Source organism: Bacillus sp. AFS073361 (genome assembly GCF_002567005.1).
Lineage (GTDB): Bacteria > Bacillota > Bacilli > Bacillales > Cytobacillaceae > Neobacillus.
On the sequence record NZ_NUZU01000225.1, the window covers coordinates 1 to 19155 of the forward strand.

23 protein-coding genes are annotated in these 19155 nt (G+C 39.9%); 22 read left to right on the plus strand and 1 reads right to left on the minus strand.

All coding sequences use genetic code 11. From position 1 onward, the window contains the following. Positions 1–193: 193 nt before the first annotated feature. From COJ96_RS27145 to rsmI, 10 genes are all read left to right on the plus strand, one after another. Positions 194–412 (plus strand): sigma factor G inhibitor Gin, encoded by a 219-nt coding sequence (locus COJ96_RS27145; RefSeq protein WP_098576744.1) that lies wholly within the window; start codon positions 194–196, stop codon positions 410–412. 93 nt (positions 413–505) lie between these two features. Next, complete coding sequence (locus COJ96_RS27150) at positions 506–1945, plus strand: aminotransferase class I/II-fold pyridoxal phosphate-dependent enzyme (protein WP_098576745.1); 1440 nt, start codon at positions 506–508, stop codon at positions 1943–1945. 33 nt (positions 1946–1978) lie between these two features. After that, positions 1979–2614 carry a dTMP kinase gene (tmk, locus tag COJ96_RS27155; protein WP_098576746.1) on the plus strand — a complete coding sequence of 212 codons (636 nt, stop codon included), beginning with the start codon at positions 1979–1981 and terminating at the stop codon, positions 2612–2614. 107 nt (positions 2615–2721) lie between these two features. Beyond that, positions 2722–3051, plus strand: coding sequence for a cyclic-di-AMP receptor (locus tag COJ96_RS27160; protein ID WP_026565487.1), 330 nt, complete (start codon positions 2722–2724; stop codon positions 3049–3051). Between the two features lie 230 nt (positions 3052–3281). Continuing rightward, positions 3282–4289, plus strand: coding sequence for a DNA polymerase III subunit delta' (gene holB, locus COJ96_RS27165; protein ID WP_098576790.1), 1008 nt, complete (start codon positions 3282–3284; stop codon positions 4287–4289). Next, complete coding sequence (locus tag COJ96_RS27170) at positions 4282–5109, plus strand: PSP1 domain-containing protein (protein WP_098576747.1); 828 nt, start codon at positions 4282–4284, stop codon at positions 5107–5109. Before holB ends, COJ96_RS27170 begins: the two co-directional genes overlap by 8 nt. 13 nt (positions 5110–5122) lie before the next feature. Then, the gene (gene yabA, locus COJ96_RS27175; protein ID WP_098576791.1) at positions 5123–5494 is read left to right on the plus strand and encodes a DNA replication initiation control protein YabA; all 372 of its coding nucleotides are present in this window, start codon (positions 5123–5125) and stop codon (positions 5492–5494) included. A 61-nt stretch (positions 5495–5555) separates the two neighbouring features. After that, positions 5556–6299, plus strand: coding sequence for a tRNA1(Val) (adenine(37)-N6)-methyltransferase (locus tag COJ96_RS27180; protein ID WP_098576748.1), 744 nt, complete (start codon positions 5556–5558; stop codon positions 6297–6299). Continuing rightward, positions 6286–6573 carry a GIY-YIG nuclease family protein gene (locus COJ96_RS27185; protein WP_098576749.1) on the plus strand — a complete coding sequence of 96 codons (288 nt, stop codon included), beginning with the start codon at positions 6286–6288 and terminating at the stop codon, positions 6571–6573. Before COJ96_RS27180 ends, COJ96_RS27185 begins: the two co-directional genes overlap by 14 nt. After that, complete coding sequence (gene rsmI / locus COJ96_RS27190) at positions 6551–7423, plus strand: 16S rRNA (cytidine(1402)-2'-O)-methyltransferase (protein WP_098576750.1); 873 nt, start codon at positions 6551–6553, stop codon at positions 7421–7423. Before COJ96_RS27185 ends, rsmI begins: the two co-directional genes overlap by 23 nt. A 55-nt stretch (positions 7424–7478) precedes the next feature. Here rsmI and COJ96_RS27195 read toward each other — a convergent pair whose 3' ends face one another. Continuing rightward, positions 7479–7763, minus strand: a complete 285-nt coding sequence (locus COJ96_RS27195) for a transition state genes transcriptional regulator AbrB (protein WP_098576751.1) — start codon at positions 7761–7763, stop codon at positions 7479–7481. A 482-nt stretch (positions 7764–8245) separates the two neighbouring features. On the opposite strand from COJ96_RS27195, the gene metG reads away from it, so the two are divergent. From metG to spoVG, 12 genes are all read left to right on the plus strand, one after another. After that, on the plus strand, positions 8246–10213 hold the full coding sequence (metG, locus tag COJ96_RS27200; protein WP_098576752.1) for a methionine--tRNA ligase: 1968 nt from the start codon (positions 8246–8248) through the stop codon (positions 10211–10213). Positions 10214–10442: 229 nt separating this feature from the next. Continuing rightward, the gene (locus COJ96_RS27205) at positions 10443–11210 is read left to right on the plus strand and encodes a TatD family hydrolase (RefSeq protein ID WP_098576792.1); all 768 of its coding nucleotides are present in this window, start codon (positions 10443–10445) and stop codon (positions 11208–11210) included. A gap of 235 nt (positions 11211–11445) precedes the next feature. Further along, positions 11446–12630 carry a G5 and 3D domain-containing protein gene (locus tag COJ96_RS27210; protein WP_098576753.1) on the plus strand — a complete coding sequence of 395 codons (1185 nt, stop codon included), beginning with the start codon at positions 11446–11448 and terminating at the stop codon, positions 12628–12630. A gap of 361 nt (positions 12631–12991) precedes the next feature. After that, positions 12992–13552, plus strand: a complete 561-nt coding sequence (gene rnmV / locus COJ96_RS27215) for a ribonuclease M5 (protein ID WP_098576754.1) — start codon at positions 12992–12994, stop codon at positions 13550–13552. Then, positions 13545–14426 carry a 16S rRNA (adenine(1518)-N(6)/adenine(1519)-N(6))-dimethyltransferase RsmA gene (gene rsmA, locus COJ96_RS27220; protein WP_098576755.1) on the plus strand — a complete coding sequence of 294 codons (882 nt, stop codon included), beginning with the start codon at positions 13545–13547 and terminating at the stop codon, positions 14424–14426. The genes rnmV and rsmA overlap by 8 nt, the downstream gene beginning before the upstream one ends. 106 nt (positions 14427–14532) lie before the next feature. Continuing rightward, the gene (gene yabG, locus COJ96_RS27225; protein WP_098576756.1) at positions 14533–15423 is read left to right on the plus strand and encodes a sporulation peptidase YabG; all 891 of its coding nucleotides are present in this window, start codon (positions 14533–14535) and stop codon (positions 15421–15423) included. Between the two features lie 208 nt (positions 15424–15631). After that, positions 15632–15895, plus strand: coding sequence for a biofilm formation stimulator Veg (gene veg, locus COJ96_RS27230; protein ID WP_066249244.1), 264 nt, complete (start codon positions 15632–15634; stop codon positions 15893–15895). Between the two features lie 164 nt (positions 15896–16059). Beyond that, the gene (locus COJ96_RS27235) at positions 16060–16245 is read left to right on the plus strand and encodes a small, acid-soluble spore protein, alpha/beta type (protein WP_098576757.1); all 186 of its coding nucleotides are present in this window, start codon (positions 16060–16062) and stop codon (positions 16243–16245) included. Positions 16246–16554: 309 nt separating this feature from the next. Beyond that, complete coding sequence (gene ispE / locus COJ96_RS27240; RefSeq protein WP_098576758.1) at positions 16555–17424, plus strand: 4-(cytidine 5'-diphospho)-2-C-methyl-D-erythritol kinase; 870 nt, start codon at positions 16555–16557, stop codon at positions 17422–17424. A 56-nt stretch (positions 17425–17480) separates the two neighbouring features. Beyond that, positions 17481–18299 (plus strand): pur operon repressor, encoded by an 819-nt coding sequence (gene purR / locus COJ96_RS27245; protein ID WP_098576759.1) that lies wholly within the window; start codon positions 17481–17483, stop codon positions 18297–18299. Positions 18300–18314: 15 nt separating this feature from the next. Continuing rightward, the gene (locus COJ96_RS27250; RefSeq protein ID WP_098576760.1) at positions 18315–18689 is read left to right on the plus strand and encodes a RidA family protein; all 375 of its coding nucleotides are present in this window, start codon (positions 18315–18317) and stop codon (positions 18687–18689) included. 140 nt (positions 18690–18829) lie between these two features. Continuing rightward, the gene (gene spoVG, locus COJ96_RS27255) at positions 18830–19120 is read left to right on the plus strand and encodes a septation regulator SpoVG (RefSeq protein ID WP_026565468.1); all 291 of its coding nucleotides are present in this window, start codon (positions 18830–18832) and stop codon (positions 19118–19120) included. Positions 19121–19155 lie beyond the last annotated feature (35 nt).

The following is a 19155-nucleotide window of genomic DNA, read 5'->3' on the forward strand; positions in this document are numbered from 1 at the left end:
CTGAAAAGGTTGTTTTTTTGTGTTTTCTTAATAAGGACAATAACAATAGTAAAAAGTACGAAGTGTTTTTAAAGAAATTACGAATAGACATACACCCAATCGTGAACTGTTACATACTATATTAATTAAGATGGTGCGAAAAGATTATTCGAAAAATTGCATACAATTAAAATTTTCCGGGCAGAATGGATGTATGGAGGTGGAGGGATTGAGTTCATTTTTAGCACAGAAATATCATCAGGAAATGTGTGTTATATGTGAGAATTTAAAACCAAAAGGCATACATCTATATACTTCATTTATTTGTACAGAATGTGAAAATGATTTAATACAAACAGATACAAAGGATCCAAAATATAAATATTTTCTTAAACAGCTGAAAAAAATAACCACGCCAGAAATTTTTTCATAAAAGTCCATTATGGGCTTATTTTTTTTCAGTCAAATGAGAAAGGGGATCGTTTTTTTGTTAGAATAAATTAGACACTAAGAAGGAAGTAAATGAATGAATAATCAATCAAAAACACCATTATATGATGCTTTGAGTCAACACATAAATAAAAGACCAGTTTCCTTTCATGTTCCTGGACATAAATATGGGGAAGTGCTTCAACCCAAAGCTCACCGCTATTTTCAGAATATCCTAGAAATAGATGCGACTGAATTATCGGGATTAGATGACTTGCACTCACCCGAAGGGGCGATTCTAGAGGCAGAAGTGCTATTAGCGGACCTCTATCAGACGAGAAGAAGTTATTTTCTTGTGAATGGTTCAACTGTCGGAAATCTAGCAATGATTATGGCAGCATGTGAGGAAGGGGCAAAAGTTCTGGTCCAAAGGAATTGTCATAAGTCTGTTCTGAATGGTCTAAGTTTGGCGAAGGCCAATCCTATTTTTCTAGAGCCTGAATATAACCAAGAGTGGAAAATTCCCTCTGGAATCAGTTTAGGAACAGTCAAAGAATCTATCAGTCTATATCCTGATGCGAAGGCACTCATTCTGACCTATCCCAACTACTATGGTTTGGGATATGCATTACAAGAAATAATAGATGAAGCGCATCGGCACAATATCTTGGTACTAGTGGATGAGGCTCACGGGCCGCATTTCATCCTTGGCGATCCCTTCCCGTCTTCCGCTCTTCAATTAGGTGCAGATATTGTGGTTCAATCCGCGCATAAGATTCTCCCAGCAATGACAATGGGCTCCTACTTACATATTAATAGTGATTTAGTTAATCGCAATAAGCTGGAGGAATACCTCGCTATGTTCCAATCAAGCAGCCCGTCCTATCCAATTATGGCATCTCTGGATTTGGCGAGGAATTATTTAAGTGCCTATATGCATGAAGATGTAACCTTTCTTTTAACGGAAATCAGACGTTTTAGGGACGAGTTGATGAAGATTCCGGCCATTAGGGTGCTTGACTATCCTAACGAGAGCGGCGACCCTCTAAAAATAACGATTCAGTCCCGGTGCCATTTAAATGGATTTGAACTTCAACGAAGGCTGGAAGAGGCAGCGATTTTTACAGAATTAGCTGACCCGAATAATGTGCTCCTTATTTTACCTTTACTTAAAGAGGGGCAAAGGTTCCCTTTTGAAGAAACACTTTTGAAAATAAAAAAGGCACTGGCTGGCTTGCCAGTACATACTCCTCATGAGATATTTGAAACAGTCAGGCAGAAAATCTCCACTTTAGCCATTCCCTTTAAAGAAATGGAGAATTTAGAGATAAAGGAACTACCAATAACTAAAGCGTTAGGAGAGGTATGTGCCGAAACCATTATTCCATACCCGCCAGGTATCCCTTTGCTATTAAAGGGAGAAAGAGTCACAAAAGAAAGGCTCAGTCAGCTTAGCCTCCTAATACAAACCGGGGCAAGGTTTCAAGGAGAATCTTCGTTAAAAGAAGGTTACATAAAGATTTATTGCACAGCCTAAAAGAGCAAGATACAGTTTTGGAGGATTATATAAATGAACAATGGATTATTTATTACATTTGAGGGACCGGATGGTGCAGGTAAGTCTACGATTATTGATATGGTAGCAAATCAGCTTGGGGATGTCCTTCTTACCCGTGAACCAGGTGGTATTGATATCGCAGAACAGATTCGAACAGTCATATTAGCAAAAGAGAATACGGCCATGGACCCTCGGACGGAAGCGTTACTCTATGCTGCTGCTAGAAGACAGCATTTAATAGAAAAGGTAAAACCGGCACTAGATGAAGGGAGAATCGTTTTGTGCGACCGGTTCGTTGACAGTTCTTTAGCATATCAAGGTCATGCACGCGGATTAGGGATTGATGAGGTGTTTGCGATCAATCAATTTGCCATTAAAAATTTGATGCCAGAGTTAACTATCTACTTTGATATCGAGCCAGAGTTGGGTCTGCAGCGGATCAATAAAAATAAAGGCCGGGAAATCAATCGTTTAGATTTGGAAAACTTGGAGTTCCATAAAAAGGTAAGTGAAGGATATCATCTATTAATTGACCGTTTTCCAGAGAGAATACGATGCATTGATGCTTCGGGTACGGTGGAAGAAGTTTTTCAGCAAACGATAAAGGTCATTGAAGAAACACTAACAACAAGGAAGCCTTCACTGTAGGGCTTTTTTTTATCCTAAAGAATCTGTCATTACGAATGTAAGGAGCTCTGTTACCTGTTATAATATAAGAAACGAAACTAGTAATAAAAAAGGAGAGGGTGGTTCGGATGAAAATGATCATAGCTGTCGTACAGGACCAGGATAGTAATCGATTATCAAAGGCACTAGTAGATAATAATTTTAGAGCAACCAAATTAGCTAGTACAGGTGGATTTCTTAAGTCAGGTAATACGACCTTTATGATTGGTACAGAGGATATCCGCGTGGACCGGGCCCTCCAGATTATTAAGGATAACTGCAGGGCTAGAGAGCAATTAGTTGCCCCAGTATCGCCCATGGGCGGGAACGCTGACTCCTATGTTCCTTATCCAGTAGAAGTGGAAGTAGGCGGAGCCACCGTATTCGTCCTGCCAATCGAACAATACATGCATTTTTAAATATTTATAGCACATTGCTGATAATGACACTCTGTTGATTGGAGTGGAAGGCACGAAGACTCCTGCGGGAGAACGGACCAGGGAAGACCCCGCAGGAGCGAAGCGACGAGGAGGCTTCCCGGACCGCCCGCTAACCGCTTGTGCCTGGAGCGGAAATCAACAGACAAATAACAGCGCTTTAATTTTAAACAATAGATCCGTTATTATAATAAGGTTAGTGAGTGATGAACTTGGGAAAATCATGGGAGCAACTAGAAGAGCTTCAGCCAACTGTGTTAAAAATGCTAAAAAACAGTTTAGTGAAAAATCGAGTGGCCCATGCATACCTTCTTGAGGGCATCAGAGGGACCGGGAAGCGAGAAATCGCGTTGTTACTGACAAAATCGCTATTTTGCGAAGCAATCATTGATCAGTACCGGCCATGCGAGGAATGCAGCAATTGCCGGCGCATCAACCATGGGAACCATCCCGACGTACATATTGTCGAACCAGAGGGGTTATCCATTAAGGTTGACCAAATTAGAAACCTACAGGTAGAGTTTTCTAAAAAGGGATTAGAATCTCTGAAAAAGGTTTATTTACTTGTCCATGCCGATAAAATGAGTGTTAGTGCGTCCAATAGTTTACTAAAATTCTTAGAGGAACCTAATCCCGGGACGGTTGCCTTTCTCTTAACAGAACAGCCGCAAAAAATATTACCAACCATCCTTTCGAGATGCCAAATACTTACATTTCATCCCTTATCACCACAAGTGATGATTAAACAATTGGTGGAAAACGGCGTAGAACCGCAAAAGGCCCCATTGTTAGCACAATTGACCAACAGTTTGGAAGAAGCCCAAAATTTAAATGTCGATGAATGGTTTGCACAAGCCCAAAAAATAGTGGTAAAATTATATGAGGTGTTGAAAAAAAATCCGCTAGAGGCAATGGTAACGCTTCAGGCTGACTGGTTCTCACACTTTAAAGAGAAAGAACAGATACATCGTGGTTTAGACCTTTTACTTCTTATTTTTAAGGATTTACTATATATACAATTAGATAGGCAGGAGCAAATTGTTTTTCGAGAGGAAAGTGAACGGCTGCGACAATTTGCCCTGCATACATCTGGACGGCGCATATCGGATCAAATGTCAGCTATCCTTGATGCAAAGAGGAAGCTGGAGAGGAATATGAATCCTCAGCTGATGATGGAACAGCTTGTGTTAAAATTGCAGGAGGGATCTTCATTTGTATGATGTTGTAGGAGTACGCTTTAAAAAAGCGGGGAAAATCTATTATTTTGATCCAGGAGAACTCTCCATTGAAAAAGACGACTTTGTCATTGTCGAGACAGTTCGTGGAGTGGAATATGGCAAAGCAGTAATTGCTCGCAAACAGGTTGAGGAGCATGATGTTGTCCTTCCACTCAAAAAAGTGGTTAGAATTGCCGACCCGAAGGATAAGATGATCGTTGAAGAGAATAAGCAAGCCGCCAAAGAAGCTTATGAGGTTTGTAATGAAAAAGTGAATGAGCATCAGCTGGATATGAAACTAGTTGATGTTGAATATACATTTGATCGAAACAAAGTGATTTTCTATTTTACGGCTGATGGAAGAGTTGATTTCCGTGAGCTTGTAAAGGATTTAGCAGCTATCTTCCGGACGAGAATTGAATTACGCCAGATTGGTGTTCGGGATGAAGCGAAAATGCTTGGCGGTATTGGTCCATGTGGCAGAATGTTATGCTGTTCCACCTTCTTAGGGGATTTCGATCCTGTTTCGATCAAAATGGCAAAGGACCAAAACCTGTCATTAAATCCTACAAAAATATCCGGATTATGCGGCAGATTAATGTGCTGTTTAAAATATGAAAATGATGAATATGAATCTGCAAAAGCATTGCTGCCGGATTTAGGAGAAATCATTGAAACACCGCAAGGTAAAGGAAAAGTAGTAGGATTAAATATATTAGAGCGGGTACTACAGGTGGAACTAAAGGAACAGGAACGTGTTCTGGAGTATACCTTGGAGGAAATCAATAAAGAAGGTGCCTTTTCTATACAATCCACAGATTAATGAGGTGGAAGACGTGGATAAAAAAGAAATATTTGAATCAGTAAGTAATATGGAAACACAAATTGGCCATCTTTACCAAAAGCTAGGAGAATTAAAGCAGCATTTAGCCGAGATACTAGAAGAGAATCATTATTTAAAGCTAGAAAATGAACATTTGAGACGCCGTTTAGATGTAACAACCGAAGAGGAAAAGAAAGAAGCAGAGAATAAAAAAGGGTCCTCTGTGCCCGAGGCTTCTGGTGTAAAGCCATTTGATGTAGGGGAAGGATATGATAACCTTGCCCGTCTATATCATGAAGGTTTTCATATTTGTAACCTTCATTTTGGAAGTTTACGCAAAGAAGGCGATTGCTTATTCTGCCTTTCCTTTTTAAATAAGAAATAACTTTAAGAGGCTGAAAATAATCAGCCTCTATTTTCATACATTTTGTTGGAGGATGGAAACCTTGGTTAACTTAAAGGAAGATGAACGGTTAGATTATTTGTTAGCAGAAAACTTACGGATTATTCAAAGTCCATCCGTTTTTGCCTTTTCCCTTGATGCTGTTTTACTTGCACGATTTGTCTATGTTCCGATTCAAAAAGGTAACTTAATTGACCTATGCAGTGGGAATGGTGTGATTCCTTTATTTTTAAGTGCACGTACGAAAGGGCAAATAACCGGTGTCGAAATACAGGAACGATTGTACGATATGGCCGTTCGAAGTATTGAATATAATCAGCTGGAGAGTCAACTGAAAATGATTCATGGTGATATTAAGGAGATCCCTAAGCAACTGGGGTATGGCAAATTTGATGTTGTTACATGTAATCCACCCTATTTTCCTACCCCTTCTAAGGAAGAAATGAACCCGAATGAACATCTAGCCATTGCTCGCCATGAAATTCTTTGCACATTAGAAGACGCGGTTAAAGCCTCGAGTCAATTAGTGAAACAAGGCGGAAAGGTCGCCTTTGTCCACCGGCCTGGACGACTATTGGATATCATTACACTGATGAGAGAATACCGGCTTGAACCAAAACGGATTCAATTTGTCTATCCGAAGAAAGGAAAAGAGGCAAATACTCTTTTGATTGAGGCAATCAAGGATGGCAGTCCAGATTTGAAAATTCTCCCACCGTTATTTGTCTACAATGAAACGAATGAATATACTTCAGAAATAAAAGAGATTCTATATGGAGAAAAATGAACATTTTTTTTATGTGCTCACCTGTAAGGACGGTAGTTTGTATGGTGGATATACGAATAATCTGGAAAAGCGGATCAAGATGCATAATGAAGGAAAAGGCGCAAAGTATACACGGGGCCGTGGCCCAGTCGAACTTACATACTATCAAGGTTTTGAAAATAAAGGGGATGCGCTCCGGGCAGAATATAATTTTAAGCGGCTAACAAGAAAGAAAAAAGATGAGTTTTTAAGTCGCGAAAAGGGTGATTGTGATGTGGCAGCAAAAGAGCTTTGAAAATGAAGCAACAAAGGGGATCTTATATTTAATTCCTACCCCGATAGGAAATTTAGAAGATATGAGTTTCCGAGCAATTCGATTATTAAAAGAGGCAGATCTAATTGCAGCTGAAGATACAAGAAATACAAAGAAACTGTGCAATTACTTTGAAATTGGAACACCTGTGGTCAGTTATCATGAGCATAATAAAGAAACAAGCGGTGATAAATTGATTCAAAAGGTAAAGGAAGGGTTAAAAATAGCCCTTGTAAGTGATGCGGGTATGCCTGCAATTTCTGACCCTGGTTATGAGTTGGTACTAGCTGCTACACGGGATAAGGTAACAGTTGTTCCTTTGCCAGGTGCAAACGCTGCATTAACCTCATTAATTGCTTCAGGTTTGCCGTGTCAGCCCTTTTACTTTTTTGGATTTTTAAATCGAAATAAGAAGGAGAAGCGTTTGGAATTAGAAGCCTTAAAGTGGCAGTCGGCAACGTTAATCTTCTATGAATCTCCGCATCGGTTAAAAGAAACCTTATCCATTATGGCAGATGTACTGGGAAACCGGAATATGGCCATATGCAGGGAATTAACGAAAAAGTATGAGGAATTTATTCGAGGAACAATCAATGAAGTAATCGCTTGGACTCAACAGGATGAAATCCGCGGGGAGTTTTGTTTGATTGTTGAAGGGACAGACCAGCTACAGGAGGAAGCACCAAGCTGGTGGCAAAACTTAACGCTTGAAGAACATGTTAATCATTATATTTCTGAAAAAAATATACCTTCGAAGGAAGCCATTAAGTTAACGGCAAAAGACCGTGAAATGAATAAGAGAGATGTGTATCAGGCCTATCATGTCGAATAATTAAATCATTATATGAAAAGTATAAAGGCTCCAGCAAATATGCTGGAGCCTGTTCTTATTTTACTAATTCAAAGTTGTTTTGGATTTCTTTAATTAATTGTTCTGCACCTTCGCGGCTTAGAATCAATTTACCGCCAGCAAGAGATAGATTATCATCTGATACTTCTCCTGTTACTTGGCAAGTCATATTTGGCTTGTATTTCTTTAAGATGATACGCTCGTCATCCACATAAATTTCAAGAGCATCTTTTTCTGCGATACCAAGAGTACGTCTTAATTCGATTGGAATTACCACACGGCCTAACTCATCAACTTTACGAACGATACCTGTAGATTTCATTTTTGTAGCTCCTCTCATATTATGAACATATTTTTCTCTATCTATTTATTCGTCAATATTCGACAAAATTTTCATAACCCTATAATACAAGATATTCCCATATCCGTCAATTACTAAATTTTGAAAAATAATACTGGTATTTTTTAGGCTAGAGAAGTGTTGATGCGGCGACGTTTTATCTGGGAATTATCAAAATTATACCAATAAATAGTATAATTGGCCTTTGAGGAATCGTTTGCTCAACCTGATGTTATTCGACAAATTCCTGCATATTTTGATACTATTGAACTACAAATACTTCGAAGGTAGTAAAGCGATTATGGGTGTAAGCGGTAATAATTTTATAAAACCGGAAGTGAACGACAGCGTGTCTCCTTGCACAAAAGTTGATTTTTAGGTATATTTTGATGATAGAGACGGGAAAAAACAGGCAATAATGGTTTAATAGGGTTGTGCGCTAGCCAACTATTGGAGGTATACAAATGGAGAATAAATTAAAGACTTTTTACCTGACAACACCAATTTACTATCCTAGCGGAAATTTACATATTGGGCATGCCTATACTACCGTTGCAGGTGATGCAATGGCACGTTATAAGCGGATGCGCGGCTATGATGTTATGTACTTAACTGGGACGGATGAGCATGGACAAAAAATTCAACGGAAGGCAGAAGAGACGGGGATTACTCCGCAGCAGTATGTTGATGATATTGTTGATGGTATTCAAGAGTTATGGAATAAACTTGATATTTCCTATGATGATTTTATACGAACAACCCAGGAAAGGCATAAACAAGTTGTCGAAAAAATCTTCGCAAGACTCCTTGAACAAGGCGATATTTATCTCGATCAGTATGAAGGCTGGTATTGTACACCGTGTGAATCCTTTTTTACTGACCGGCAATTAGTGGATGGGAATTGTCCAGATTGTGGAAGACCAGTTGAAAAAGTGAAAGAAGAATCCTACTTTTTTAGAATGAGTAAATATGTAGATCGTCTCCTGCAGTATTATGAGGAAAATCCTGATTTCATCCAGCCTGAATCTCGTAAGAATGAGATGATTAATAACTTTATCAAGCCAGGTTTAGAAGACTTAGCGGTATCGAGGACTACGTTTGATTGGGGAATTAAGGTGCCGGGAAATCCAAAGCATGTTATTTATGTTTGGATTGACGCTTTATCCAATTATATTACAGCGCTGGGGTTTGGGACAGAAAATGATGCCAAATACAAAAACTATTGGCCAGCTGATGTACATCTTGTTGGGAAGGAAATTGTCCGTTTCCATACCATCTATTGGCCAATTATGCTCATGGCTTTAGACCTTCCACTTCCGAAGAAGGTTTTTGCCCACGGCTGGTTGTTAATGAAAGATGGAAAAATGTCCAAATCAAAGGGGAATGTGGTTGACCCTGTTACTCTCATTGACCGTTATGGTCTCGATGCTCTTCGTTATTACTTATTAAGAGAAGTTCCATTTGGAGCGGATGGCGTCTTTACACCAGAAGGATTTGTTGAAAGAATCAACTTTGATTTAGCCAATGATTTAGGAAATCTGCTTAATCGTACCGTTGCAATGATCGAGAAGTATTTTAACGGGGTGATTCCTGATTACACTGGCTCTGTTAGGGAATTTGATGCGTCACTGCTGCAAGTGAATCAAGAAACCGTTCAAAAATATGAGGAAGCGATGGAGAAGATGGAATTCTCTGTAGCGTTAACAGCGATTTGGCAGTTAGTCAGCCGAACCAATAAATATATTGATGAAACAAAGCCATGGACATTAGCGAAAGATGAGGCGAATCGTGAGGATCTTGCTAGTGTAATGGTCCATTTGGCTGAATCATTACGACGGATAGCAATTTTATTACAGCCTTTTCTAACCCGTACGCCGAATGCAATCTTTACACAGTTGGGTATTCAAGAGGAATCGCTAAAAGCATGGGAAAGTCTTGCTGATTTTGGCTTGATACCAAATGGAACAAAGGTCGAGAAGGCTGCGCCAATCTTCCCAAGGCTTGAAATTGCTGAAGAAGTAGACTTTATTAAGACGAAAATGCAAGGCTCAGCGCCAGCAGAGGAAGAAAAGAAAGAAGAAAAGCCGGAAGAACAACCAGAAGAAATCGCTGAAATTGCGATTGATGATTTCATGAAAATAGATTTGCGTGTGGCGGAGGTCATTCAAGCAGAGCCAATAAAAAAAGCAGATAAACTCCTTAAACTTCAACTTGATTTAGGCTATGAAAAGCGTCAGGTTGTTTCGGGAATTGCTCAATATTATAAGCCTGAAGAATTAGTCGGCCGCAAGGTGATTTGTATTACGAATCTAAAACCAGTCAAACTGCGCGGCGAATTGTCACAGGGGATGATCTTAGCCGGCTCAAAAAATGGCCAACTTTCCCTCGCAACAGTTGATCAGACATTAGCAAATGGTGCTAAAGTAAAATAATAATTAAGGTTAAGGCGCCTGATAAGGGCGCTTTTACTTTTTGTTATATCCAGATGCAAGTGCCTAGGGGCTCGGGGTTATAAGCCCCTGATCAAGGCGCTTCCGCTTTTAGATGTTCCACGTGAAACATTTTATCGGGACATTCCCTTTTTTTATTCGATTTTTTGACATTAGATGGCCGTAAGTGCACAATTTAGAGAAAAATAAGGAAACGAGGTTCTTACTTACTATGCTATTCGACACACATGCACACTTAAATGATACACAGTACAACGAAGACCTAGAAGAAGTGATTGGAAGGGCGAAACGAGAGGGAGTCACACATATGGTGGTTGTCGGATTTGATCGTCCAACCATAAAACGGGCTATGGAATTAGCCGAATCCTATGAGTTTATTTATGCCTGCATTGGCTGGCATCCAGTTGATGCGATTGACATGACGGAAGAAGACTTAGTGTGGATAGAGGAATTAACCGCCCATCCAAAGGTTGTTGCCATTGGTGAGATGGGCTTGGATTATCATTGGGACAAATCACCAAAGGATATCCAAAAGGAAGTCTTTCGGAAACAAATTAGGCTGGCTAAAAAGGTGAAGCTGCCCATCGTCATTCATAATCGGGAGGCAACCGCCGATATCGTGGGAATTTTAAAGGAGGAAGGAGCAGAAGAGGTAGGCGGGATTATGCACTGCTTTAGCGGCAGTCCTGAAGTGGCGAAACAATGTGTGGAAATGAACTTCTATATTTCGCTAGGTGGACCGGTGACCTTTAAAAATGCCAAAAAGCCGAAGGAAGTAGCAGCTGAAGTGCCTTTAGAGATGCTGTTAATCGAAACAGATTGTCCGTATTTAGCTCCTCATCCATACCGTGGGAAAAGAAATGAGCCTAGTTATGTAAAATTAGTTGCTGAACAAATTGCCGAAATAAAAGGGTTGACATTTGAAGAAGTAGCAGAAGCAACGACACGAAATGCTAAAAAATTATTCGCCATAAAATGATAGGGGAATTTGTCGAAAGCAGTGGAAGCTTGTCTTAAAATTTAATGAAAACTAAAAGTTCTACATGTCTCCTTTTCTACATAGGATAACCGTGTCGAGAAGTTTCTCTTTGCAAATATTCTAACTTTGTGCATAATTAAAAATACCCTCGCAGAGTATGCAAGGATAGACAGCCGGCAGCATGGTTCATTAATCTCTCTAAGAGAAGGAGGCGTTTTTCATCGTATTCAAAAACATGAAAAACCTGTTTCCCAAGTCTTTGAGCCGGAAGACATTGACCATTGCTTTTGCTAGTTTCGTAGTTTTGTTGACATCTCTTGGAATTCTTTTTTATGAAGGGTCAAAGAAAACTGTTGCCATCACTCTTAACAATCAGCAAAAGGTCGTAAAGACACATGCGGATACAGTCAATGAATTATTGGATGAAATGGATGTATCCATCCGCTCACAAGATTATTTGCAGCCAAAAGCGAATTCAAAGGTGAAGGACCACCTAATGGTCGTATGGAAGCAAGCTAAACAGGTTCACATTGTCAAGGACAACGAGAAGAAAACGATCTGGACGACAGCTGATACATTAGCTGGACTCCTAAAAGAGCAGAAAATTGTTTTGAGCAAGCATGATGAAATCTCACCTAGTCCGCAAACAGCAATTAAAGATAAGATGGAAGTTGGAATAAAGAAGGCGTTTCATCTTACATATGTTGACGGCGGTAAAAAGCAACAAGTTTGGGCCACTTCGGCTACGGTCGCTGACTTTTTATCACAACAGGGCATTAAGCTAAACAAATTAGACCGAGTTGAACCGTCATTAACAGAAACCATTGCTAAGAATGGTGTTGTTAATGTCATTCGGGTAGAAAAAGTCACCGATGTAGTGGAAGAACCTGTTCAATTTGCTGTGGTAACCAAAAAGGATGAAAGTTTAGAAAAAGGCAAGGAGAAAACCATCACCAAAGGTAAAAAAGGCCGCATTTCTAAACAATATGAAGTCTGGCTTGAAAATGGCAAAGAAGTATCGAGAAAATTGTTAAGTGAGCAAAAGATTGCAGAGAAACAAGATCAAGTTGTGGCTGTCGGAACGAAGGATTTATCATTACAAGTTTCCCGTGGTGCTGCTAATGAGTCGGGAAAAGAGTTTTATGTGACTGCAACTGCCTATACTGCGTATTGCAATGGGTGTTCAGGAAGAACAGCAACAGGACTTAATCTCCGGGCGAATCCGAACATGAAGGTAATCGCGGTTGACCCGAGAATCATTCCACTCGGATCAAAGGTATATGTTGATGGTTATGGTTACGCCGTGGCGGGTGACACAGGCGGTGCTATTAAGGGATATATCATTGATTTATTCATGCCATCAAAAAGTGATGCATACCGCTGGGGGCGGAAAAAAGTAAAGATTAAAGTATTAGATTAATTTCCTTTATGCAGAGGGTCCTATCCTCTGCATTTTGCTTTTTTCGTAAATTTCTTTATACTAACAACGAATACATATCATTTCATCTGTTCCTTACACTTATTATATGAAATCGTTCAATAATATAGACGATTGACATTACAAAAATGTTTCAAGATTTTTTCAATTTTTAAAAAATATTTAAGTTTGAAAGTTTGAACTTAGATAACTGTCTAGCTCCAGCGCCTAGGGGCTCGGGGTCATAAGTCAATCCGTCAAGAAGGTTAAAGAGCAACCTTCTCGCCGGCTCGTCTAGACTCACGCCCCTGATCAAGGCGCTTCCGCTTTTCTAATTTTTATTACGGAGGCCTGCATTCACAAAATGAAGATTAAAGAAATTATTGTTGTTGAGGGCAAGGATGATACAACAGCGATTAAACGAGCAGTAAATGCTGATACAATTGAAACAAATGGGTCTGCTGTAAATGGGACGACCATCGAAAGGGTACGGCGTGCGCAAGAGACAAGAGGCGTAATTATCTTTACCGATCCCGATTTTCCAGGTGAAAAAATTAGGAAGACCATTGCTGAAGCTGTCCCTGGTTGTAAACATGCTTTTTTAACAAAGGAAGCAGCGATGGGAAAAGCCGGCGAAAGCCTTGGTGTGGAGCATGCCAGTCCAGAGGCAATCCAAGAGGCACTAAAGGATGCCCAGGTTATGAGTGAGACATATAAAGAAGAAATAACGCAAGAGGACTTACTTACCGCTGGACTTATTGGCGGCGAAGGAGCGAAAGAGAGAAGAATCGTCCTGGGTGAATTTTTAAAAATAGGATATACAAATGGGAAACAGCTCCATAAGCGCTTAATGATGTTCCAAATCAGTAAACAAGAATTTTCAGAAGCACTAAGGGTTGTACGTCAGGAGGAACTACATGAATAATAAAGATATTGCTACCCCGGTAAGGACAAAAGAAATTCTAAATAAATATGGTTTTTCATTTAAGAAGAGCCTCGGTCAAAACTTTTTAATCGATACAAATATTTTAAAAAAGATAGTTAGCTTTGCGGATTTAACAGAAGACTCTGGTGCGATTGAAATCGGACCAGGTATTGGCGCGCTAACTGAGCAGCTTGCCCGGACGAGTAAAAAAGTCGTTGCGTTTGAAATCGATCAACGGTTATTACCTATCCTAAAGGACACGTTATCTCCCTATCCAAATGTAAATGTTATTCATAATGATGTGCTAGAGGCAGACGTTGCCGAAGTCATCACTGAAGAATTTTCTGAAACGAGCGATATCATGGTTGTTGCGAATTTACCGTATTATGTAACTACGCCAATCATTATGAAACTTCTTGAAGAGCATTTGCCGATCCGCGGGATCGTTTGTATGCTGCAAAAAGAGGTGGCAGACCGTATTTCAGCAAAGCCTGGGACGAAAGATTATGGATCTCTTTCCATCGCTGTTCAGTATTACACAGAGGCTGAGACCGTTATGATTGTCCCGAAAACAGTGTTTGTCCCGCAGCCAAATGTTGATTCAGCTGTAATTCGTTTGACAAAGAGGGAACAGCCAGCAGTAAAAGTGACTGATGAAGCGTTCTTTTTCAAAGTGACAAGGGCAAGTTTTGCTCAGCGTCGGAAAACCCTGCTTAATAATCTAACAAGTCAGCTGCCAGATGGGAAACAAAAAAAGGAGGAAATCCTTCAAGCCCTAAGTGCTAGTGGGATTGATCCTACCCGAAGAGGCGAGACCCTTTCCTTAGAAGAATTTGGCCGCTTAAGCGAAGAATTATATCCGTTTTTCCAATAGACCCCCGCAAAGGGTCTATTTTTTTTCACAATGAGGAAGTTATTTGCATAGCCTATGAGAGAAACCTTATTTAGGCCTATTTGCTGGTCTTATTGGAGTGACGACAGTGGATATAAAAATAAATGATATTGTCGGCAGGCGCTCGTATAACTGTGATATTCTCTTTCGAATAATTGATGTCCGAAAAATGAACGACCAGAAGTTTGCAGTCCTATATGGAGAGGATTTTCGACTCGTAGCAGATGCTCCATACGAGGATTTGGTTGTAATTGACCATAATCAAAGAGCCAAGCTGAAGAATGAATACCGGACATTGGAGGAGCAGTCATTTCGGCTGTTTACTCAAGATGTGGAATTAATTAAGCACCGGCAGGAATACGCGGCAACTGGCGGCTATGTAAAACCAAGTAATTATTTTCAAATGCCAGGGAAGGTTCTCCATCTAGACGGTGATCCATCCTATTTAAAGAAATGTATGACGGTATATGAAAAAGTGGGTATACCTGTTATGGGCTTACACTGTAATGAAAGGGAAATGCCTGATCGAATTGGTAACCTGATTGACACGTATCGTCCTGACATACTCGTTATTACTGGACATGATGCATATTCAAAAGTAAAAGGGAAGATGACAGATATTAACGCTTACCGGCACTCAAAGCATTTTGTTCAAACGGTTAAGGAAGCACGGAAAAGAATCCCTCACTTGGACCAGCTCGTCATCTTTGCTGGTGCATGTCAATCACATTTTGAATCATTGATTCACGCTGGGGCAAATTTTGCTAGTTCACCAGAAAGGATTAACATTCATGCTCTAGACCCAGTGTATATTGTTGCTAAAATTAGCTTTACACCATTCATGGAACGGATCAATGTATGGGATGTATTACGGAATACTTTAACAGGGGAGAAGGGACTTGGCGGGATCGAAACAAAGGGAGTGTTAAGGACAGGGATGCCTTATCGGCCAATCCAAGAAGAAGATGAAGATGAATAAGCCTTTCCAAAACGAAAAGGCTTATTTTTTTATTTTAATGGCTGGTACATAATCCCCTGCGATTTAAGGCAAGATAAAAATGTTGAAATTTAGAAGAAAAAGTAGAATAAAACATATTGACAATCTTTTTGTTTGACTGATATAATTTATGTTTTTGTTTGACATAACTATGTCAGTGTGTTATACTTTACACAGTGAGGTGGACCGAATGCCAAAAACCTTAGCCGATATTAAAAAGGCTCTTGACACAAATTTAGGGAAAAGATTACTGCTTAAAGCCAATGGTGGACGTAGAAAAACCATTGAACGTTCCGGTGTTTTAGCGGAAACTTATCCGTCTGTTTTTGTTATTGAACTAGATCAGGATGAAAACTCATTCGAACGTGTTTCTTACAGCTATGCGGATGTGTTAACAGAAACAGTTCAAATCACTTTCTACGAAGATGCATCAGGACATTTAGCCTTAAATTAGTATATAAGCAATCTACAGCAGTGAACAAATGTTTACTGCTTTTTGCTATTTATTAAGCGGAAGTAATGAGCTGCTGGAAATAGAGAGCAGATCTATGCAATCCATCATAAATACCAATATCTTTCCCATACTAAGAATGCTGTAGTATGAAAGGGGTTGTTTAGATGGGCAGAAGAAGAGGAATCATGTCCAGTCACTTTAAAGAAGAGTTAGCAAAGGAACTTGGATTTTATGATGTTGTTCAAAAAGAAGGATGGGGCGGCATCAAAGCCAAAGATGCGGGGAATATGGTCAAACGTGCGGTTGAACTTGCACAAGGACAATTAGCCAATCGGAGTCCAAGAGGTTAACTTTTAATAAAGGACTTCCGCTTATTATTATAATCAATCACTTACTGCAGCAAGACCAGAGGAATATGTTCCTTTGGTCTTTTTTCTCTAAAATATGACCTTATTTATATAAAACATATAATAAATTATGAAATTTGAGAGGTTTTCGCATATCTCACGTCTTACTTTTATCATTTTGTGGTAAAATAGGACAAAATGTGGATTTTTCGGAAAAAGAAAAGTGGCAGCGCTCGTTTAGCGCTGAAACTGGACAAGAAATTTGAAGCGCCCGTAGCGCTGATCTGGACAATATAGAAGTAGGTGGACGTAGTGAAGCTTTTAGTAAAAGCACCGGCCAAAATAAATTTAGCATTAGATGTTCTACACAAGCGCCCCGATGGCTTTCATGAGGTGGAAATGATTATGACCACGATTGATTTGGCGGATCGGGTAGAGTTAGAGTTATTACATGAAGATAAAATACATATTCTTTCTCACAATCGCTATGTTCCTGATGACCAGCGGAATTTAGCTTTTCAAGCTGCTCAGCTTTTAAAAGATCGATTTCATGTCAAACAGGGTGTGAAGATTTCGATTGAAAAAACCATTCCGGTTGCAGCAGGACTTGCGGGGGGAAGCAGTGATGCTGCGGCTACTTTAAGAGGGTTAAATAAACTTTGGAATCTTGGATTATCTATGGATGAATTGGCCGAACTGGGCAGCGAAATTGGGTCGGATGTTTCTTTTTGTGTCTATGGAGGGACAGCCTTGGCAAAAGGGCGTGGGGAAATTATTACACAAATCCCTGCCCCGCCAACATGCTGGGTCATCCTGGCAAAGCCTTTTATAGGGGTGTCAACAGCTGAAGTATATCGCAGGCTGAATATTGTTGAAACAGTCCATCCTAATATTGCTGGTATGATTGAAGCGATCAATGCACATGATTACCAAGAGGTATGCGTCAACGTGGGGAATGTTTTAGAAGAGGTGACCTTAAACCTCCATCCTGAAGTTGCGCTAATTAAAGAACAAATGAAACGTTTTGGTGCGGATGCAGTCTTAATGAGCGGGAGCGGGCCGACAGTGTTTGGAATAGTTCAGCACGATTCAAGAATGCACAGAATTTATAACGGATTAAGAGGATTCTGTGATCAAGTTTTTGCCGTTCGCATGTTAGGAGAACGACACTCACTTGATTGAAGACGTACGAAAATGGTATCCTTAAGTTAGAATATTCGTGTTTTTGGGGGATTGTTATGAAATTTCGCCGCAGTGAACGCTTGATTGATATGACAAATTACTTACTGGATCATCCTCGACAATTAGTTCCGCTCACTTTTTTTGCTGAACGTTATGCGTCTGCGAAATCTTCGATAAGTGAAGATTTAGCAATCATCAAAGAGACGTTCGAAAATAGAGGAATTGGGACGATCCAAACCGTGCCAGGGGCATCTGGCGGGGTTAAATTCTTTGTAAAAGTAAGCCATGAAGAAGCAGCACCGTTTATCAATGAATTATGTGATTTGATTGCTAATCCTGACAGGCTCCTACCTGGAGGATATTTATACTTAACGGATATTTTGGGCGATCCGCAGGTGGTCCAAAAGGCCGGACGAATTATTGCCTCTGCCTATACCGAAGCAAAAATTGATGTGGTCATGACCGTTGCCACAAAAGGAATTCCACTTGCATACGCAGTAGCAAGTCAGTTAAATGTTCCTGTTGTGATTGTTAGAAGGGATAGTAAAGTGACAGAGGGACCAACTGTAAGCATTAATTATGTTTCTGGTTCAACGAAAAGAATTCAAACCATGCTCCTTTCAAAACGAAGTATGAAAGAAGGTTCCCGCGTCCTTGTAGTCGATGATTTCATGAAGGCCGGCGGAACGGTTATGGGAATGATCAGTCTGCTTGAGGAATTCAATGGTTATCTGGCGGGAATTGCTGTTTTAGTAGAGGCAGAAAGAATACAAGAGCGGCTCGTCGATGAATATACTTCACTCGTGCAATTATCTAATGTGGATTTGAAAGAAAAGAAGATTAATGTTCAAGCTGGCAATTATTTTAAAAAATAGATGGAGGGAATACATATGAAAGTAGTTCAAACAAATCAAGCACCGGCTGCAATCGGCCCATATTCACAAGGAATTATTGTTAATAATCTGTTCTACAGTTCTGGACAAATCCCATTAACAGCGGAAGGAACTTTAATAACAGGCGATATTAAAGAACAAGCGCACCAAGTATTCCAAAATTTGCAGGCGGTATTAACTGCTGCAGGTGCATCATTTGAAACAGTGGTAAAGACCACCGTATTTATTAAAAGTATGGATGATTTCGCAGCATTAAATGAGGTCTATGGTGAATACTTCTCCACACATAAACCTGCTCGTTCATGTGTCGAGGTTGCTCGTTTGCCAAAAGATGTATTAGTGGAAATCGAAGTAGTCGCACTCGTTAAATAGGAAATTAGATTTTCCATTCCATAGTGTTCACGAATTTGCCTCAATTTTTCAAAAATATTTTGAAAATAAAGAAGGATTTTTGAAAAAATTGTTGAATTTATTTACTTAGCTTTTTATCTATTAGAAAAGGGTGTGAGCACATGGAAGTAACTGACGTAAGATTACGCCGGGTTAGCACTGATGGGAGAATGAGAGCGATTGCATCCATCACTTTGGACAATGAGTTTGTCGTTCATGACATTCGTGTTATCGATGGTAACAACGGTTTATTTGTAGCTATGCCAAGCAAACGTACTCCTGATGGAGAATTTCGTGACATTGCGCATCCAATCAATTCAGGTACACGCGGTAAGATCCAAGAAGCTGTTTTGGCTGAGTACCACCGTTTAGGTGAATTGGAAGTAGAATTTGAAGAAGCCGGAGCTTCCTAAGGATTTTTTACAACTAGGGCCTTTCTTCTATGAAG

Excerpts from the sequence above, each read along its gene's own strand:
- COJ96_RS27145 (WP_098576744.1), top strand. The coding sequence starts at position 194 with ATGGAGGTGGAGGGATTGAGTTCATTTTTAGCACAGAAATATCATCAG.
- COJ96_RS27150 (WP_098576745.1), top strand. The coding sequence starts at position 506 with ATGAATAATCAATCAAAAACACCATTATATGATGCTTTGAGTCAACAC.
- tmk (WP_098576746.1), top strand. The coding sequence starts at position 1,979 with ATGAACAATGGATTATTTATTACATTTGAGGGACCGGATGGTGCAGGT.
- COJ96_RS27160 (WP_026565487.1), top strand. The coding sequence starts at position 2,722 with ATGAAAATGATCATAGCTGTCGTACAGGACCAGGATAGTAATCGATTA.
- COJ96_RS27185 (WP_098576749.1), top strand. The coding sequence starts at position 6,286 with ATGGAGAAAAATGAACATTTTTTTTATGTGCTCACCTGTAAGGACGGT.
- rsmI (WP_098576750.1), top strand. The coding sequence starts at position 6,551 with ATGTGGCAGCAAAAGAGCTTTGAAAATGAAGCAACAAAGGGGATCTTA.
- COJ96_RS27195 (WP_098576751.1), bottom strand. The coding sequence starts at position 7,763 with ATGAAATCTACAGGTATCGTTCGTAAAGTTGATGAGTTAGGCCGTGTG.
- metG (WP_098576752.1), top strand. The coding sequence starts at position 8,246 with ATGGAGAATAAATTAAAGACTTTTTACCTGACAACACCAATTTACTAT.
- COJ96_RS27205 (WP_098576792.1), top strand. The coding sequence starts at position 10,443 with ATGCTATTCGACACACATGCACACTTAAATGATACACAGTACAACGAA.
- COJ96_RS27210 (WP_098576753.1), top strand. The coding sequence starts at position 11,446 with ATGAAAAACCTGTTTCCCAAGTCTTTGAGCCGGAAGACATTGACCATT.
- rnmV (WP_098576754.1), top strand. The coding sequence starts at position 12,992 with ATGAAGATTAAAGAAATTATTGTTGTTGAGGGCAAGGATGATACAACA.
- rsmA (WP_098576755.1), top strand. The coding sequence starts at position 13,545 with ATGAATAATAAAGATATTGCTACCCCGGTAAGGACAAAAGAAATTCTA.
- veg (WP_066249244.1), top strand. The coding sequence starts at position 15,632 with ATGCCAAAAACCTTAGCCGATATTAAAAAGGCTCTTGACACAAATTTA.
- COJ96_RS27235 (WP_098576757.1), top strand. The coding sequence starts at position 16,060 with ATGGGCAGAAGAAGAGGAATCATGTCCAGTCACTTTAAAGAAGAGTTA.
- purR (WP_098576759.1), top strand. The coding sequence starts at position 17,481 with ATGAAATTTCGCCGCAGTGAACGCTTGATTGATATGACAAATTACTTA.
- COJ96_RS27250 (WP_098576760.1), top strand. The coding sequence starts at position 18,315 with ATGAAAGTAGTTCAAACAAATCAAGCACCGGCTGCAATCGGCCCATAT.
- spoVG (WP_026565468.1), top strand. The coding sequence starts at position 18,830 with ATGGAAGTAACTGACGTAAGATTACGCCGGGTTAGCACTGATGGGAGA.